Consider the following 15,894-nt stretch of genomic DNA (forward strand, 5'->3'; position numbering starts at 1 on the left):
GAGATGTCCCATGGCCGAGGTTCGCATCGCCGCCGAGCTCCGCACCGAGTTCGGCAAGGGCGCCGCTCGCAAGATCCGCCGCACCGACAAGGTGCCCGCCGTGCTCTACGGCCACGGCACCGACCCGCGGCACCTGACGCTTCCCGGCCACGAACTGCTGCTCGCGCTGCGCACGCCCAACGTGCTCATCCGCGTCCAGGGCGACGGCGTCGACGAGCTCGCCCTTCCCAAGGGCGTGCAGCGCGACCCGCTCAAGGGCTTCATCGAGCACGTCGACCTCCTGCTCGTGAAGCGCGGGGAGAAGGTCACGGTCGAGATCCCCGTCACCGTCTCCGGTGACGTCATCGCCGACGGCCTGCTGGACCAGCAGCTCGTCTCCGTGGCCGTCGAGGCCGAGGCCACGCGCATCCCGCAGGGCATCGAGGTCGACGTCGAGGGCCTTGAGATCGGCACGGCGATCACCGCTGGCGACCTCAAGCTGCCGGGCGGCGTCACCCTGGTGGCCGAGCCCGACACGCTCGTGCTCCACGTCCTCGCCAAGCCGACCGCCGAGCCGGAGGCCGAGGCCGCCGAGCAGGGCGAGGCGGCTCCGGCGGAGTCCGCGGAATAGTCTGTTCCCCAGCGGGGCGGCAGGTGAGGCTTCGGCCCGCCCGTCGCCCCTTTTGGGTGTTGTGCCCCCGTGGGCGTACGGCAAGAGCCATCTGTGCCTTTTGAGAGCAGGGAGCCATGGACCGCTGGTTGATCGTCGGCCTGGGCAATCCGGGATCCACCTATGCCGACAATCGGCACAACGCCGGGTTCATGGTGCTCGACGAACTGGCCGCTCGGGCGGGCGGCCGGTTCAAGGTGCACAAGGCCCGCGCCGAGGTGCTGGAGGGGCGCGCCGCCGACGCGCCCGCCGTCCTGGCCAAGCCCCTCACCTTCATGAACCTCTCGGGCGGCCCGGTCAAGGCGCTCGCCGACTTCTACAAGGTGCCGCCCGCGCGCGTGATCGTGGTCCACGACGAGCTGGATGTGCCGTACGGCGCGCTGCGCGCCAAGCTGGGCGGCGGCGACAACGGCCACAACGGCCTCAAGTCCATCACCTCGGCCCTGTCCACCAAGGACTACCTGCGGGTGCGGTTCGGCATCGGTCGTCCGCCGGGGCGCATGGACGCGGCGACGTTCGTGCTGCGCGACTTCGCCACGGCCGAGCGCAAGGACCTGCCGTTCCTCGTCGACCGGGCGGCCGACGTCGTCGAGTCGCTGATCCGCAACGGCCTTGAGGCGACGCAGAACTCCTTCCACGCGGTGGATCTCTCCGTGGCGCGCCCTCCCCGCTAGGCCCACTGTCCGGAAGGGCGGAATGGCCCCCTCCGTGAGGCTAACGTCGCTACCATTCCATGACTGTCTGTTTACGGGTGGTTACGCGGAGGGTTGTGTTGAGCGGTCGCGAGGGGATGACGGTCGTCTCTGTACAGCCGTGGGTGGAACGTTCCATTTCGCCTGATTGGGTGCGTCGCTATCGGGTGCAAAGTCTGTCGATTGACGCTCTCTGTGGCCTGATTGCCGGGTTTTCGGCCTTGTTCGTGAGGTTCGGGCCGGTCACGCCGTACGCCGTCCCCTATCTGGTGTCCAGTGTGTTGCTGCCCGTCGTGTGGGTGTCCGCGATCGCGTTGAACAGGGTCTACGAGCCGAGGCTGATCGGGACCGGTTCCGAGGAGTTCCGCAGGGTCTTGCAGTGCGGGGTCACGCTGACCGCGGCCACCGCGATCGCCGCCTACGTCACCAAGACCGACATCGCCAGGGGCTATGTGATCCTCGCGATGCCGCTCGCCACACTGCTGACGCTCCTGACGCGCTATTGGCTGCGCCGTTCGCTCCACCGCAAGCGCGCACGCGGCGCGTGCATGCGCAGGGTCGTCGCCATCGGCCACCGCTCCGCCACCGCTGAACTGATCAAGCGCTTTCGGCGGGAGCGCTACCACGGCATGGACATCGTGGCCGTGTGCCTGCCCGAGCACGGGCACGACGAGGTCGAGGGCGTACCCGTCGCGGGGGACTTCAGCGACGTGCCCCTGGCCGTCGCCCACCTGCACGCCGACACCGTCGCCGTGCTCGCCTGCCCCGAGCTCGACGGCGTGGCGCTCAGGCGGCTCGCGTGGCGCCTGGAGAAGACCCGTACCGAGCTGGTCGTGGCCCCGGCGCTGATGGAGGTCGCGGGGCCCCGCACCACGATCCGCCCCGCCGCGGGGCTGCCGCTGCTGCACGTGGAGCATCCGGAGCTGGCCGGGGGCAGGCAGTGCGCGAAGAACATCTTCGACCGCCTGGTGGCCGGGGCGCTGCTCGTGCTTCTCGCGCCGCTGTTCGCCGGGCTGGCGGTCGCCGTACGCGCTTCGGGGGCGGGCCCGGTGCTCTTCCAGCAGACCCGGGTGGGCCGGGACGGCCGGCTGTTCACGATCTACAAGTTCCGGACGATGTGGGAGGACGCCGAGCAGCGGCGGGTCGACCTGATGAGCGACGAGGGCGGGGTGCTGTTCAAGATCCGCGACGATCCGCGGGTGACGCCCCTGGGGGCCTACCTCCGCAGGTATTCGCTCGACGAATTGCCCCAGTTGATCAATGTGCTGCTCGGTCACATGTCGCTTGTGGGGCCACGCCCTCCGCTACCCGAGGAGGTCGCGCGCTACGGTGACGATGTGCGCAGGCGCCTGCTCGTACGGCCGGGCATGACGGGGCTGTGGCAGGTGAGCGGCCGGTCTGACCTGTCTTGGGAGGAATCGGTACGGTTGGACCTGCGTTACGTGGAGAATTGGTCTCTCATGATGGATCTTCAGATCCTGTGGAAGACATGGTCAGCCGTCGCCCGGGGAGCAGGAGCTTATTGATGACCATTCGCGACGATCACGTTGTGGCTGGAGATCTCGCGACGCAGGCGGGCGAGAAACTGCTGGAAATCCGTAAAGAGCTGGGTTTCAGCGAGCCCGCGGTGCTTCGTAGCGAAGGGGATCGCAGATCCCACGTCTTCCTCACCGAGTCGCTGGCCCGGCTACGGCCGAGCGACGTCATCCTGTCGGAGGAGGCCACCCGCGAGGAGCGCCTCGACCCGCGCAGGCAGACGGCCGAGCGCGTCTGGATCATCGACCCGCTGGACGGCACGCGCGAGTTCGCCGAGGACGGCCGGGCCGACTGGGCCGTCCACGTGGCACTGTGGGAACGCGGCTCCCTGGTGGCCGGGGCCGTGGCGCTGCCCGCGCAGGGCCGCACGCTGACCACCGCGGCGCCGCCGCCCCTGCGCCAGGCCCCGGACAAGCGCATCCGCATCGCGGTCAGCCGCACCCGGCCGCCGGAGTTCGTGCAGCGGCTCGCCTACCTGGTCGGGGCCGACCTCGTGCCGATCGGCTCGGCGGGGGCGAAGATCTCCGCGGTGCTCACCGGCGAGGTCGAGGCGTATGTCCACGCGGGCGGGCAGTACGAGTGGGACAGCGCCGCGCCCGTCGCCGTCGCCCAGGCCGCGGGGGCCTATGCGAGCCGCATCGACGGGTCGCCGCTCACCTACAACAAGGTGGACCCCTCATTGCCGGATATCCTGGTTTCCCTACCGGAGCTGGCGCCAACGTTGCTCGCCGGAATCCGCGACCAGCGTCGATAGCGATCGCTCCTATCGAAACGCGGGTCTGACCGGGCGGCAACGCCCCACGGGGTCGCCGCACGACCTCGGCGCCCGGGACCCGTCGACCGAGCAGTAGCGTCCGAACACCCCAGGAGAAGCCCATGCTCCAGTGCGACTACACCACGTCGCAACTTGACGTTCTCGAGGCCGAGGCGATCCACATCATGCGTGAGGTCGCCGCCGAGTTCGAGCGCCCCGTGTTGCTGTTCTCCGGGGGTAAGGACTCGATCGTGATGCTCCGCATCGCGGAGAAGGCGTTCTGGCCCGCGCCCATCCCCTTCCCTCTCATGCACGTGGACACCGGGCACAACTTCTCTGAGGTCATCGACTTCCGCGACCGGCGCGCGGCCGAGCTCGGAGCGCGCCTGGTCGTCGCCTCCGTCCAGGACTCGATCGACGCCGGGCGTGTCGTCGAGGAGACCGGCCGCCGCGCGAGCCGCAACCGCCTCCAGACCACGACGCTGCTCGACGCGATCGAGGACCACGAGTTCGACGCCGTGTTCGGCGGGGCGCGGCGCGACGAGGAGAAGGCCAGGGCCAAGGAGCGCGTGTTCTCCTTCCGCGATGAGTTCGGGCAGTGGGATCCGAAGAACCAGCGCCCCGAGCTGTGGAACCTCTACAACGCCAAGATCCGCAAGGGTGAGCACATCCGGGTGTTCCCCCTGTCCAACTGGACCGAGTTGGACGTGTGGGACTACATCCGGCGCGAGGGCATCGAGATCCCGTCGATCTACTACGCGCACACCCGCAAGGTCTTCGAGCGCGACGGCATGCTGCTCGCCGACAACCCCGTGACCAACCGGGGCGAGGACGAGCCGCTCTTCGAGACCGTCGTGCGCTACCGCACCGTTGGTGACATGACCTGCACGGGCGCGGTCCAGTCGGGGGCCGCCACCGTCGAGGAGATCATCGCCGAGATCGCCGCCACCCGCATCACCGAGCGCGGGGCCACCCGGGCCGACGACCGCGCCTCGGAGGCGGCCATGGAGGACCGCAAGCGTGAAGGGTACTTCTGACGTGGCCGTTCACTCTGACATGGCCGGCTCCCGGCGATCCGATATGGCCGGCTCCCGGCGATCCGATATGGCCGGCTCCCGGCGATCCGATACGGCCGGCTCCCGGCGATCCGATATGGCCGGCTCCCGGCGATCCGATACGGCCGGCTCCCGGCGATCCGACATGGCCTTCCCGGCATCCCCTGCGCGCCGTACCGACCCTGGAGAGCAGTTCTGATGGACATCCTGCGATTCGCGACCGCCGGCTCGGTCGACGACGGCAAGTCGACGCTGATCGGACGGCTGCTCTTCGACTCCAAGGCGATCTTCGAGGACCAGCTTGAGGCGGTCGAGCGCACCAGCCGCGACCGCGGCACCGAGTACACCGATCTGTCGCTGCTCACCGACGGCCTGCGGGCCGAGCGCGAGCAGGGCATCACGATCGACGTGGCCTACCGCTACTTCGCGACGCCCAAGCGCAAGTTCATCATCGCCGACACCCCCGGGCACATTCAGTACACCCGCAACATGGTCACCGGAGCCTCCACCGCGGACCTGGCGATCGTGCTGATCGACGCCCGCAAGGGCGTGCTTGAGCAGTCGCGCCGCCACGCCTTCCTCACCTCGCTGCTGCGCGTGCCGCACCTGGTGCTCGCGGTCAACAAGATGGACCTCGTCGACTACTCCCAGGAGAGGTTCGAGGAGATCCGCGAGGAGTTCACGGCGTTCGCCGCGAAGCTCAACGTCACCGACCTCACCTTCATCCCGATCTCGGCGCTGCACGGCGACAACGTCGTGTCGAGGTCGGAGAACATGCCGTGGTATCAGGGCACCTCGCTCCTGCACCACCTGGAGAACGTGCACATCGCGTCCGACCGCAACCTGGTCGACGTACGGTTCCCCGTGCAATACGTGATCCGCCCCCACAACGCCACCGATCCCGCGCTGCACGACTACCGCGGTTACGCGGGACAGGTCTACGGGGGCGTGCTCAAGCCGGGTGACGAGGTGCTGCACCTGCCGTCCGGCCTCGCCACGCGCATCTCCGCGATCGACACCTACAACGGCCCGATCACCGAGGCGTTCCCGCCCATGTCGGTGACGCTGCGCCTCGAGGACGACATCGACATCTCGCGGGGCGACATGATCTGCCGCCCCAACAACCAGCCGCAGGCCGCCCAGGAGCTTGAGGCCATGATCTGCTGGATGGCCGACGGGGCGAAGCTCGCCCCCCGGTCCAAGCTGACCATCAAGCACACGACGCGTACGGCTCGCGCGCTCGTCCGCGACCTGCACTACCGGCTCGACGTGAACACCCTGCACCGGGACGAGTCGGTCACGGCTCTCGGGCTCAACGAGATCGGGCGGGTGTCGCTGCGCGTCACCCAGCCGCTGTTCGTGGACGACTACGCGCGCAACCGGATGACGGGGGGCTTCATCCTCATCGATGAGGCCACCCACAGCACGGTGGGTGCGGGCATGATCGTCGAAGCCCGGTAGGGGCCGCTTTTCGGCATTTATCGCGCTCCTCGCCGCTTTCTCGTCACAAGTCCGGCACCTCCGACCGTGGGGTGCCGGACTTGTGCCGTCAGACGCGTGGCTAGATATTAGGTAGATCATTTGACCGTTCTTTGGCGGCGATGTAACGCTCCGCGCTAGCGTCGGCACGTTCCGTGTCCACGAGGTGGGGGGCCGTGCTCGTGACCAGCGTGTCGTCGTCTGCTCGGGTGATCTTCCTTGGCGGCTTGGGGCGCAGCGGCACCACGCTCCTTGAGCGCCTGCTCGGCGAGGTGCCCGGCGTCACCGCGCTCGGCGAGGTGGTCCACCTGTGGGCCCGAGGCGTCGTGGCCGACGAGAGCTGCGGCTGCGGCGAGCCGTTCAGCCGGTGCCCGTTCTGGAAGGACGTCGGAGACCGCGCCTTCGGTGGATGGCCCCCCGAGCTGGCCGCGCATGTCGCCGCCCTGCGCGACCGCGTCGACCGCACCCGCCGCATTCCCGCTCTCGCCCGCGCGGTCCGCACCCGGCCCCCTGCGGGCGGCCTGGCCGATTACACCTGGGTCTACCGCCGCCTCTACGACGCGGCGAGCGCGGCCTCGGGGGGTTCGGTGGTGATCGATTCGAGCAAGCACGCCTCCCTCGCCTACTGCCTGGCCGCCGGAGGGCTCGACGTCCACGTGGTCCAGGTCGTGCGCGACCCGCGCGCCGTCGCCCACTCCTGGCACCGCCGCGTGGCCAGGCCCGAGGACGGCACGCCGATGATGCGCTGGGCCCCCGCACGCACCTCGCTCCACTGGGCCGCCCAGAACCTCTCCCTCGAACTCCTCGCCCGGTGCGGCGTGCCCGTCACGCGGGTGCGTTACGAAGACCTCGTCGAAGCGCCCCGCGAGGCCGTCGGCGGCCTCGCCGCGACCCTCGGCCTGCCGACCGGACCCGGCTCCCTGGACTTCATCGGCGACGGCAGGGCCCGCCTGTCCGTCGCGCACACCGCTTCCGGCAACCCGATGCGCTTCGCCGTCGGGCCCCTCCCGCTCACCCCGGACGATCGCTGGCGCACCTCGCTCGTCCGACGCCACCGCCGCACCGTGACGGCGCTCACGTGGCCGCTGATGGCCCGCTACGGCTACGGGGAGGGCGCCGCGTGAGCCCCTCCGCCGATATCGCGAGCCCCTCCGTCGGCGTCGTGATCCCCACCGACGGCGGACGCCCCGAGGCGCTCGCCCGGGCCCTGCGCGCCGTGTCCGCCCAGGACTACCCCGGCAGCGTCGAAGTGATCGTGGTCGTCGACGGCGGACCGGTGGCCGACGTCGCCGAACAGGTGGCCGACGTGATCGCCCCGGCGCGGCCCCTCACCCCGCGTCCCACCGCTGAGGGCACGCCGGACGCGCCGCTCGTGCGGGTCCTGCCGAACCGGCGGCGCCCCGGCCTCCCCGGGGCACGCAACACCGGCATCGAGGCGCTCTCCACCGACCTGGTGGCGTTCTGCGACGACGACGACGAATGGCTGCCCGGCAAACTGGACGCCCAGGTGTCCGCCCTCGCGGCCGAACCGGGGGCCGTGTTCGCCAGCTGCGCCATCGAGGTGGCCTACGGCTCGCGCCGGGTCCCGAGGCACGCCGGCACCGCGAGGGTCACCCGCGCGCACCTCGTCCGCTCCCGCATGGTGATGGTGCACTCGTCGACGTTCCTGTTCCGCCGGGGCTCCCTGCGGGTGGATGAGAGCGCTCCCGCGGGCCAGAACGAGGACTGGGACCTCGCGCTGCGCGCCGCGGGCCTGCGGCCCATCGTCAACGTGGACTCGCCGCTCGTGCGCGTCCACTGGGGGGCTTCGCACTATGTGGCCCGCTGGGCCGATCGCATCGCCGGGCTCGAGTGGATGCTCGCCCGGCATCCGGAACTGACCGTGGATCCGCGCGGCGCGGCGCGGATCTACGGTCAGCTCGCCTTCCACCACGCCGCGCTCGGCCATCGCCGCGAAGCCGGCAGGTGGGCCTGGCGGGCGTTCGCCGCGCGGCGCGCCGAACCGAGGGCGCCCATAGCGCTCGCCGTGGCGGCGCGGCTGGTCCCGGCGCGCACCGTCGTCAGCCTCCTCCACACCCGCGGGCACGGCATCTGATGAGCCCGTCCGCCTCCGGGGCAGCCCCCGCCGCCGACGTCCCCCCGGCGGCCGTGCCGCCGCGTCCCGGGCCGGGAAGGGTCGAGGTCGCGGGGGTATGGGTCGACGCCCTGACGGAGGGCGAGGTGGTGGAGCGGGTGGCCGCCGCCGCGCGGGCGGGGCGCGGCGGGCACATCGTGACGCCGAACGTCGACATCTGCCGGGCCGCCGCCCGTGACGCGGCGGTCCGCGCGCTGGTGGCGAGGGCCGACATCGCGGTGGCGGACGGCATGCCGCTCGTGTGGGCGAGCAGGCTGCTCGGCAGCGCGCTTCCCGAGCGGGTGACGGGGGCCGACCTGATCTGGTCGCTGTCGGCGATGGCCGCGGCCGAAGCCCTACCGGTATACCTGCTGGGCGGCCCCCCGGGAGTGGTGGAGCACGCGGCCGAGGTGCTGAGCGCGCGGAGCCCGGGGCTGGTGGTGGCCGGGGTGTCGGCTCCGCCGTACGGGTTCGAGAGCAGCGCGGAGGGCGTCGCGGAGGTGCGGGAGGCGCTGGTGGCGGCGGCTCCCCGGCTTGTGTTCGTGGGGCTCGGGTTCCCCAAGCAGGACCGGCTGATCGCCGAGCTGCGGGAGTGCATGCCGGGCGTCTGGTTCGTCGGGTGCGGGGCGGCGATCGCGTTCACGGCGGGAGCCGTACGGCGGGCGCCCGAGTGGATGCGCGACGCCGGGCTGGAGTGGCTGTTCCGGCTGATCAGTGAGCCGGGGCGGCTGGCGCGGCGCTACCTGGTGGACGATCTGCCGTTCGCGCTCCGCCTGCTGGCGATGTGCCTGCTCAGCCGGGTGCGCCGCCGGGTGGTGCGGGGGCGGCGCGGAGAGCTCGCGCGAGGCCGGGGGTAACGGCCGCCGCGCTCACGCCCCCGCAAGGTCAGACGCGGGGTTCGGCGCCGGTGAGGGCCCGGACCCTGGCGATCTCCTCCGGCGTGAGCCTGTCGGCGTAGGTCGTGAGGGCCTGGCGGGAGTCCATGGGCCGATAGGCCGTGCGGGACAGGCCCGACCAGGCGAAACCCCGTCGTTCCCGGTGCGAGGCGGAGCCCGTGCAGGCGCGTCTGACGCGCCGCTCCGCCGCGGGCGACCAGGTCAGCCCGCACCAGTCGTAGAGGCGCCGGAAGGCGTTCACCGGGTCGGCCGCCAGGTCTTCGTAGCGGACGCGCAGGATGCCAGGATGCCGGGCCGCGAGGCGCGCGGCGAGGGTGTCGGCCAGCCGCCAGAGCGCGGCGATCTTCACGAGGCGGTCCTGCTCGTCGATCAACGACCACACCCCGTGGACCTCGGGGTGATCCCGCAGAAGCAGCGGCTGTTCGAGGAGCTCGCGGAAGTGCACCGTCCACCCGAGCCGCCACCAGCTCCCCACGAGCGAGACCGGGTCGCGGGTGAGCAGGATCACCCGGCATCCCAGCCGCTCGGCGAACCAGCCGGCCGACAGCACCGCGAAGGGGTCGTCGAGCAGCGCGCGTCGCCCGGCGAGGCGGCCGAGGGTGAAGGCGGTGCCGTACCGCGCCGTGCGGGCCAGGTCGTAGAGCGAGTGGTTGCGGCGGAGTTCGGGAAGAAGGTGGTATTTGAGGGCGACGGTGTCCTGGAAGGCGGGAAGCCAGGTCTCGTCCTGGTCCGGGCTGATGTATTGGAAGCGGTGGGTGACCTCGGCCTTGAGCACGCCCGGGCAGAGGCCGGGCGGGTGCTGGGGGTTGAGCGGCTCGTTGACGTAGACGACCTCGCCGCCGGCGGCGAGCATCTTGCCGGTCCAGCTTGTGCCGCTGCGCGGCAGGCCGGTGACGAGGATCGGCGCGTTCATCGGGCCCCCTGGGAGAGGGGGAGCGGAAAGGGGCGCAAGCCGTACAGGCGGTGGATGCGCACGAGGGGGAGGAGGTTTTTGACCAGCATGCCGCCCGACCAGCCCAGGGCGGCCCCGAGGGCGCCGTAGGCGGGGACGAGGAGGACGTCCAGGGCCACGGTGACGGCGATGGCGAGCAGGAGATTCACCATGCTTGAGGTGGTGTGTCCTGCGGCGGTGAGCACGACGTCGGCCATGCCGCACGCGGTGGCCAGCATCATGGTCCCCGACAGCACCAGCGCCACGGGCGCGCCCGCCGTATACGTCATGCCGAACACCCGCAGGATCACCGGGGCGAACGCCGCGTAGCCCAGCCAGATCGGCCAGGTCAGCAGCACCAGCCACCGCGTGGACGCCTGGTAGATCTCTCGCGTGCCGTCCAGATCGCCGCCGGCCAGCGTGCGCACCAGCCGGGGTTGCGCCGCCTGGGCGAGGCCGCGGCCCGCGAGCTGCCCGACGACCTTGAAACGCGTGGCGGCCGTATAGACCGCGGCCTCCACCGGGCCCGCCAGCATGGCCACGATCACGACGTCCATGCGCTGGAACACCGCCTGCACCGCCCCCGCCACCGACCGCGGCGCGGTGTGCCGCCACAGCTCGCCCGCAGCCCCGCGCGCGTCGCACGCGCCGAGCCCCCTTGCCCGCCGCGCGACCAGAAGCGCCGCGCCCACGACCACTACGGCGTACGGCACGGCCCACGCGACCGGGAGCCACGCCACCTCGCCGGCCGCCGCCGCCACGGCCACCAGCCCCACCTGGCCGAGCGGTAGCGCCAGCCCCTCCAGCAGCAGCGTCGCCCGCATCGAGCCGTATCCCCTGGTCGCCGACACCAGGATGTCCGCCGCGACCACCATCGGGACCGCCAGTGCGAACACCTGCATCCCGGGCACGAAGGCGGCGGGTACGGCGACGGCCGCCGACACCAGAACGGGCGGCACCAGGGCCGCCCGAATGTAGCCCGACGCGTCCGCCCGCTCGTCCCCGGAGTGCGGCCGACTGAGGAAGTAGACCAACCCGTTGCCGGCGTCCAGCTTGAGCACACCGGCCACCATGAGCGTGACGGCCATGGCGGTGAAGAACTTGCCCGCCTCGGCGGTGCTGAACGCCCGGGTGACCACGGCGACGAGGGCGAACTGCGCGAGCCCCGACGTCGCGGCGCCGGCGAGCCCGGCGAGTCTGGCGCGGGTCACTCCGGTCTCACATGCGCCACGACGGGGTCGTGCCGAGCCACGTCGTCAGCATCGAATCCCACGGCTCGAAGTGGTCGTAGAGCCGGGTGCGCAGCGACTCGGGCATCTCCGACGGCCGTGACCTCGCGTTGTGCCGCTCGAACACGGGGTCGCCCATGTGGGGGAGCCCGAGGAAGTGCAGGACGCGGTCGTAGGACTCGGCCGGGTCGGCGAAGAAACGGTGGCTGTCGAGCACGAGCACGCGGTCGGGCCCGATCAGGGGGTCGAGCCGCGCGAGCTGGTGCGCATAGCGTCCCCGGCCGAGGTAGGCGTGGTGGCGGTGCGACAGGCTGACGGAGTTCGGGGAGGCGCAGACGCGTTCCTCCTCACCCTGGAGGCGCTCCTCCTCCAGGGCCACCGCACGTTCGAAGGACGCTTCGTGTTCGAAGCCGCGCGCGAGTTCGTGCGCGTGCGCCGACCGGGCGCGTTCGACGGGGTCGCGCACTAAGACGATGAGCTTGACGCCCGGCAGATCCCACCCGATGCGGGCGGTGGCGAGCGGGTGGAACAGGTAGTACGGCGACGACTCGAACGCCTGAGGCCGTATCCCGTATCTCCGCTGCAGGCGGGACACCGTCGCCTCAAGGGGGAAGTGGGCGCGATACCAGGACAGGCCCTTGGCGTAGTTGACGTCGAAGTAGTGGACCCCCTTGTGCAGCACCGGTTTGAGCATCAGCGGATGCTGCGAAAGCGCGCGGTAGAGCGATGTCGTGCCGCACCGCTGCGCGCCGGTGATCATGAATGAGGGCAGTATCCGTGCGGCAGAGGTGATTCGTCCGGTGGTGCGTGAGACGGCGTGGACGGAGCGTTTCACGGTGGGATTCACAACAGCACCTCTTGGTGATCAATGAGAGGGTTGAGCCAGGTTTGCGGCGGGCCGAGCGGTTCGTGTCCGTCGTCGGCGTGCCGCCGCGCCAAGGTGATCAGATAGTGGACGACCGTGCGCCGGGCCTCGTCGGCCGCCGTGCCGTACGGCTCCAGCACGCGTACGGCCTGGGCCAGCGTGGCCTGCGCCGCGACCGCCGGGGGCATCCGGCGCAGGGCCCGCTGGAAGAAGTGGTGGACCGCGTCGAAGCCGAGGGGGACGTCCGTCTCGAAACGCTCCCAGTCCCACACCAGCAGCCGCCCGTCGGGCCCGGCTGCGATGTTCCACGGCGAGAAGTCGCCGTGCCAGGCCCAGTCCCGGCCCGAGCGGCGTCCGGTCTCCGCGATCTCCCGCACGGCGGAGACGATCAGGTCGCCGTCGCGGACGGGACGACCCTCCGGCAGCGGGGACAGGGCCAGAACCTCGACATCGCGCCACGTGCCGTGGTGGAGGACCGCCGGCACCGCCACGGTCTTCAGCGGCATGTCGGCGAGCGCGTGCAGCGCGGACGCCTCGGACCTGACCAGCTCACGCGTCATGGCCGTGTCGCCCACCTTGACGTAGGCCACCAGGACGCCCCGGCCGTCGTGCACCTCCAGGATGGGTTTCCGGTTGGCCCTGCGGGCCGGCCGTACATGGAACGAGACCCGCACCGGGCCGCCGAACACCTCACTCAGGTGCGCCTCGACGCTGTCGCCGCCGACCGGCACCGGGACCGGCGGGCCGATCGCCCGGTGCCACCATCGGCGCGGGACGAGCCGCCGCGGCACCGCCGTATGGGGCAGGACCGTGTACGGCCTCGCGGGGCCGGGGTCGGGGAACAGTCGGCCGATCGTACGGCCCAGGTAGTGAAGGCGGAGAGAGGCGTCGTTCATGCGGACTCCGGCGTCTGCGAGTTGCGCCACAGGAGGGCGAACGAGATCAAGTAGAGGCTGAGAGGCGTGACCAGGCCGTCGTACACGAACATGTAGAGCAGGACAAGGATCATCACGAGCACCCCGGCCAGCCCGATCGGGCTGCGGTCACGCCAGTGGCGCCGGACCGCGCCGACGAAGAACAGGACGTACAGCGCGGCGCCCGTGAAACCCTGCGCGATCAGCAGATGCCACAACTGCCCGTCGCTGCCGAGTGGCGGATGCCCGCAGGTCGGGCACCAGTCGCTCTTGCCCGTGGTGATGGACCGGTGGTTGCCCTGGGCGTTGCGCGTGTTGCCGTATCCCACGACCGGCGAGTGCAGGGCGGCGGCGAGCGTGGACGACACCGTGAACGCGCGGATGTCGTTGCTGTGCGGGCTGTCCAGCCGCTCGGTCACCATGGCGTGCAGGGGAGTGGTGACGAACAGCAGGGCCGCGCCGGCGGCGACGGCGCACAGCGCCATCCTCGCCTTCCCGCCGAGCCGGACCAGCAGGTAGACGACGCTCACGCCGATGCCGACCCAGAGGCCCCGGTTGAGCGAGTAGACCACCGGCACGGCGGCGATCGCGAGGACGGCCGCGGCGAACAGCTTGCGCCGGGCTCCGCCGTACACCCACCAGCCCACCACGAACCAGACGAGCAGCACCGACAGATTGCCGCCCCAGGCGTTGGCCCACTCGAACGGCGCCTCGGGCCTGGGCGAGGCGTAGCCCAGCACCCACTGGGTCTGCGCGGCCGTGGGGTGGATCAGGTTGCGCACGAACGAGTTGCCGCCGATCCACTCGGGCAGCAGGAGCTCCACCGGGGAGGTGAACTCGAAACGCGGCGCGATCACCCCCAGCACCCCGCCGGCCACCGTGGTGAGGAACAGCGCCCCCATCCACCGCACGAGCGTGAGCTGGGGAAGCTCCTTCTCGGTGAGGTTGCCGAGGTACAGCACCACGATCAGGACCGACACGTAGAGCATCAGCCGCATCGTGTAGCCGAGCATCCGGCCGGGGCCGATCTCCACGGCGTAGCCCGGCGGCGACTCGGCCAGCATCAGGGCCGAGAGCAGGTAGACGGCCAGGAAGAGCATCCACCAGCCGAACCCGGGTGGCACCCGCAGGGGCCGCCGCCGCCACAGCACCACCGCCATCGGCACGGCCACCACGATCACCGACAGGCCGCCGAACCCCAGCGCCCACCACAGGGGATAGCCGACGAGCAGCGCGCCGATCGGCCACGCGACGGGGTGTGCCCGGATCAGTGGCCGCACGTCGGGCTCGGCCCGGACCGAAGGCGGCGCGGCGGGCTCGGCCAGGCTCACGTGACGCGCACCCCGGGCGCGTCGCCCGCCCGTCCGCCCTCACCCGCACGGCCGTGTACGGCATGAGCCGCCTTGACCGCCCCCTCGGACGCCCCGCGCGGCTTCCGTCCGCCCCGTCCACCCTGGCCGCCTCGGCCGCCCGGGATCAGCACCGCGCCGACCGTGGTCACCCCGTGGCGTGCGAGCCTGCCGGTCGCCACCGCCACGTCTCCCGCGCGGGCCCCGGCCGTCACCACCAGAAGCGCCGCGTCGGCGCGGGCCAGGTCGCCCACGCCGCCTCCGAGCACGCTGACCGGAGCCAGAAGCGACAGCGACTCCGCCAGCACGGCCGCGTGCGGATTGGCGCGGCCGGGACCGGTGGATCCGCCTGCGGGAACCGGCTGGAGCAGCACCTGCCCGCTCGGGCACATCGCGATCATCGAGGCCGCCAGCTCCCGCAGGACCGCGTCCGACCAGGCGCCCCGCTCGGGGAGCACGGCCAGCACCGGCACCGACGTGAGCCGTTCGACGTCGGCCGCCGTGCGCAGCCGGGTGTCGGTGCGGTCGCGAACGAGCGCCGCGCCGGCGCCGACGAGCAGGCCGATCATCAGGCCGCTGCCGAGGCTGACGGGGAGGTTCGGGGAGCTCGGGGCCGACGGGGGTTCGGCCTCGCCGATGACCGACCCCGGGGTGACGGCGACGGTGTTGAGCGCGTCGTAGCGCAGGGCGAGCGTGGCGAGCTGCCTGTTCAGCATGGTCTGCCGGGCCGCGGTCAGGGTGTGCTGGGCGGTGCCGCGCGGGAGGGTCTGCAGGTCCGCCGCGCCCTTGGCAAGGCTCGCGGAGATCTGCCTGCGCTTGTCGGCCAGGGCCTTGAGCTGCGCGGACAGTGTCTCCTTGGCGGAGGTGGCGCGATGGGCGAGGTATGCCTTGGCGTAGGCGTTGGCGTGGGCCGCCGCGGTCTCGGGGCTCACGGCGTCGGCCGAGATGGCCAGCACCGCGGAGTTCGGCGGCACGCTCACGTCGATGGCGGGAGGCTCCCCGGCCTGCCCGGCGGCCCGGAGCGTCTGCTCGGCCCGCTTCGCCACCACCGCCGACACCGCGACCTGGGCCTCGGTGTCGAGGTTGAGCTGCTCGCGCTGGCGGTTGGTGACCTGGTTGACCTGCTCCTGCGCGCCCGTCGGGCTGACGAGGACGTGGGCCGTGGCCGTGAACGTCTGCGGGGCGAGCCGCATCACCCCGAGCCCGCCGGCGAAGCCGGCCGTCAGGCAGAGCAGCGCGATGGCCCACTGTCGGCGGAGCGGGCCGAAGAGGTCGGCGAAGCCGTCACTGGAGCGACGGGCGGGGGTGTCCTGCGGCAGGCTCATGAAGGCGGAATCCCTCTCGGCCGGGCGAACGCTGGACCTCTCCAAGGCGACGCTTTACGTTGCGGGGTTCCCCAACTATAGAGCCCTCCCCGATTCTCATCAGGGGA

The 15,894-nt window shown here is 71.6% G+C and carries 15 protein-coding genes; 9 read left to right on the forward strand and 6 right to left on the reverse strand.

Features of this window, described 5'->3' with window-relative positions; all coding sequences use genetic code 11:
• Positions 1–10 precede the first annotated feature (10 nt).
• The 9 genes from BLQ73_RS15080 (at position 11) to BLQ73_RS15120 (ending at position 9,135) form a co-directional block, all read left to right on the forward strand.
• Positions 11–610, forward strand: coding sequence for a 50S ribosomal protein L25/general stress protein Ctc (locus BLQ73_RS15080; protein WP_093171073.1), 600 nt, complete (start codon positions 11–13; stop codon positions 608–610).
• A 116-nt stretch (positions 611–726) separates the two neighbouring features.
• Positions 727–1,323 carry an aminoacyl-tRNA hydrolase gene (gene pth / locus BLQ73_RS15085; protein ID WP_093171074.1) on the forward strand — a complete coding sequence of 199 codons (597 nt, stop codon included), beginning with the start codon at positions 727–729 and terminating at the stop codon, positions 1,321–1,323.
• Between the two features lie 116 nt (positions 1,324–1,439).
• A complete protein-coding gene (locus BLQ73_RS15090; protein ID WP_093171075.1) occupies positions 1,440–2,867 on the forward strand; it encodes a sugar transferase in 1,428 nt (475 codons plus the stop codon).
• Positions 2,867–3,631 (forward strand): 3'(2'),5'-bisphosphate nucleotidase CysQ, encoded by a 765-nt coding sequence (locus BLQ73_RS15095; RefSeq protein WP_093171076.1) that lies wholly within the window; start codon positions 2,867–2,869, stop codon positions 3,629–3,631. Before BLQ73_RS15090 ends, BLQ73_RS15095 begins: the two co-directional genes overlap by 1 nt.
• A gap of 122 nt (positions 3,632–3,753) precedes the next feature.
• A complete protein-coding gene (gene cysD, locus BLQ73_RS15100; RefSeq protein ID WP_093171077.1) occupies positions 3,754–4,668 on the forward strand; it encodes a sulfate adenylyltransferase subunit CysD in 915 nt (304 codons plus the stop codon).
• A gap of 216 nt (positions 4,669–4,884) precedes the next feature.
• A complete protein-coding gene (gene cysN / locus BLQ73_RS15105) occupies positions 4,885–6,147 on the forward strand; it encodes a sulfate adenylyltransferase subunit CysN (protein ID WP_093171078.1) in 1,263 nt (420 codons plus the stop codon).
• 194 nt (positions 6,148–6,341) lie between these two features.
• Positions 6,342–7,289, forward strand: a complete 948-nt coding sequence (locus tag BLQ73_RS15110; protein WP_245691084.1) for a sulfotransferase — start codon at positions 6,342–6,344, stop codon at positions 7,287–7,289.
• Positions 7,286–8,260 carry a glycosyltransferase family 2 protein gene (locus tag BLQ73_RS15115; RefSeq protein ID WP_245691085.1) on the forward strand — a complete coding sequence of 325 codons (975 nt, stop codon included), beginning with the start codon at positions 7,286–7,288 and terminating at the stop codon, positions 8,258–8,260. Before BLQ73_RS15110 ends, BLQ73_RS15115 begins: the two co-directional genes overlap by 4 nt.
• Entirely contained in the window at positions 8,260–9,135 is an 876-nt protein-coding gene (locus BLQ73_RS15120; protein ID WP_093171079.1) for a WecB/TagA/CpsF family glycosyltransferase, read from the forward strand. The genes BLQ73_RS15115 and BLQ73_RS15120 overlap by 1 nt, the downstream gene beginning before the upstream one ends.
• A gap of 28 nt (positions 9,136–9,163) precedes the next feature.
• Here BLQ73_RS15120 and BLQ73_RS15125 read toward each other — a convergent pair whose 3' ends face one another.
• The 6 genes from BLQ73_RS15125 to BLQ73_RS15150 are packed head-to-tail and all read right to left on the reverse strand — an operon-like array spanning position 9,164 to position 15,787.
• Positions 9,164–10,087, reverse strand: a complete 924-nt coding sequence (locus tag BLQ73_RS15125; protein WP_093171080.1) for a sulfotransferase — start codon at positions 10,085–10,087, stop codon at positions 9,164–9,166.
• A complete protein-coding gene (locus BLQ73_RS15130) occupies positions 10,084–11,316 on the reverse strand; it encodes a lipopolysaccharide biosynthesis protein (RefSeq protein ID WP_093171081.1) in 1,233 nt (410 codons plus the stop codon). The genes BLQ73_RS15125 and BLQ73_RS15130 overlap by 4 nt, the downstream gene beginning before the upstream one ends.
• Positions 11,317–11,323: 7 nt before the next feature.
• Complete coding sequence (locus BLQ73_RS15135; protein ID WP_245691086.1) at positions 11,324–12,181, reverse strand: sulfotransferase domain-containing protein; 858 nt, start codon at positions 12,179–12,181, stop codon at positions 11,324–11,326.
• Complete coding sequence (locus BLQ73_RS15140; RefSeq protein ID WP_093171082.1) at positions 12,178–13,095, reverse strand: hypothetical protein; 918 nt, start codon at positions 13,093–13,095, stop codon at positions 12,178–12,180. Before BLQ73_RS15140 ends, BLQ73_RS15135 begins: the two co-directional genes overlap by 4 nt.
• A complete protein-coding gene (locus BLQ73_RS15145) occupies positions 13,092–14,444 on the reverse strand; it encodes an O-antigen ligase family protein (RefSeq protein ID WP_245691087.1) in 1,353 nt (450 codons plus the stop codon). The genes BLQ73_RS15140 and BLQ73_RS15145 overlap by 4 nt, the downstream gene beginning before the upstream one ends.
• Positions 14,441–15,787, reverse strand: a complete 1,347-nt coding sequence (locus tag BLQ73_RS15150) for a Wzz/FepE/Etk N-terminal domain-containing protein (protein WP_093171083.1) — start codon at positions 15,785–15,787, stop codon at positions 14,441–14,443. Before BLQ73_RS15150 ends, BLQ73_RS15145 begins: the two co-directional genes overlap by 4 nt.
• Between the last annotated feature and the right edge of the window lie 107 nt (positions 15,788–15,894).

The organism is Sinosporangium album (assembly GCF_900100605.1).
Classification (GTDB): domain Bacteria; phylum Actinomycetota; class Actinomycetes; order Streptosporangiales; family Streptosporangiaceae; genus Sinosporangium; species Sinosporangium album.

What these genes read in the sequence shown, in the direction of transcription:
- BLQ73_RS15080 (WP_093171073.1), top strand. Translation starts at nt 11, where the DNA reads ATGGCCGAGGTTCGCATCGCCGCCGAGCTCCGCACCGAGTTCGGCAAG.
- pth (WP_093171074.1), top strand. Translation starts at nt 727, where the DNA reads ATGGACCGCTGGTTGATCGTCGGCCTGGGCAATCCGGGATCCACCTAT.
- BLQ73_RS15090 (WP_093171075.1), top strand. Translation starts at nt 1,440, where the DNA reads ATGACGGTCGTCTCTGTACAGCCGTGGGTGGAACGTTCCATTTCGCCT.
- BLQ73_RS15095 (WP_093171076.1), top strand. Translation starts at nt 2,867, where the DNA reads ATGACCATTCGCGACGATCACGTTGTGGCTGGAGATCTCGCGACGCAG.
- cysD (WP_093171077.1), top strand. Translation starts at nt 3,754, where the DNA reads ATGCTCCAGTGCGACTACACCACGTCGCAACTTGACGTTCTCGAGGCC.
- cysN (WP_093171078.1), top strand. Translation starts at nt 4,885, where the DNA reads ATGGACATCCTGCGATTCGCGACCGCCGGCTCGGTCGACGACGGCAAG.
- BLQ73_RS15120 (WP_093171079.1), top strand. Translation starts at nt 8,260, where the DNA reads ATGAGCCCGTCCGCCTCCGGGGCAGCCCCCGCCGCCGACGTCCCCCCG.
- BLQ73_RS15125 (WP_093171080.1), bottom strand. Translation starts at nt 10,087, where the DNA reads ATGAACGCGCCGATCCTCGTCACCGGCCTGCCGCGCAGCGGCACAAGC.
- BLQ73_RS15140 (WP_093171082.1), bottom strand. Translation starts at nt 13,095, where the DNA reads ATGAACGACGCCTCTCTCCGCCTTCACTACCTGGGCCGTACGATCGGC.
- BLQ73_RS15150 (WP_093171083.1), bottom strand. Translation starts at nt 15,787, where the DNA reads ATGAGCCTGCCGCAGGACACCCCCGCCCGTCGCTCCAGTGACGGCTTC.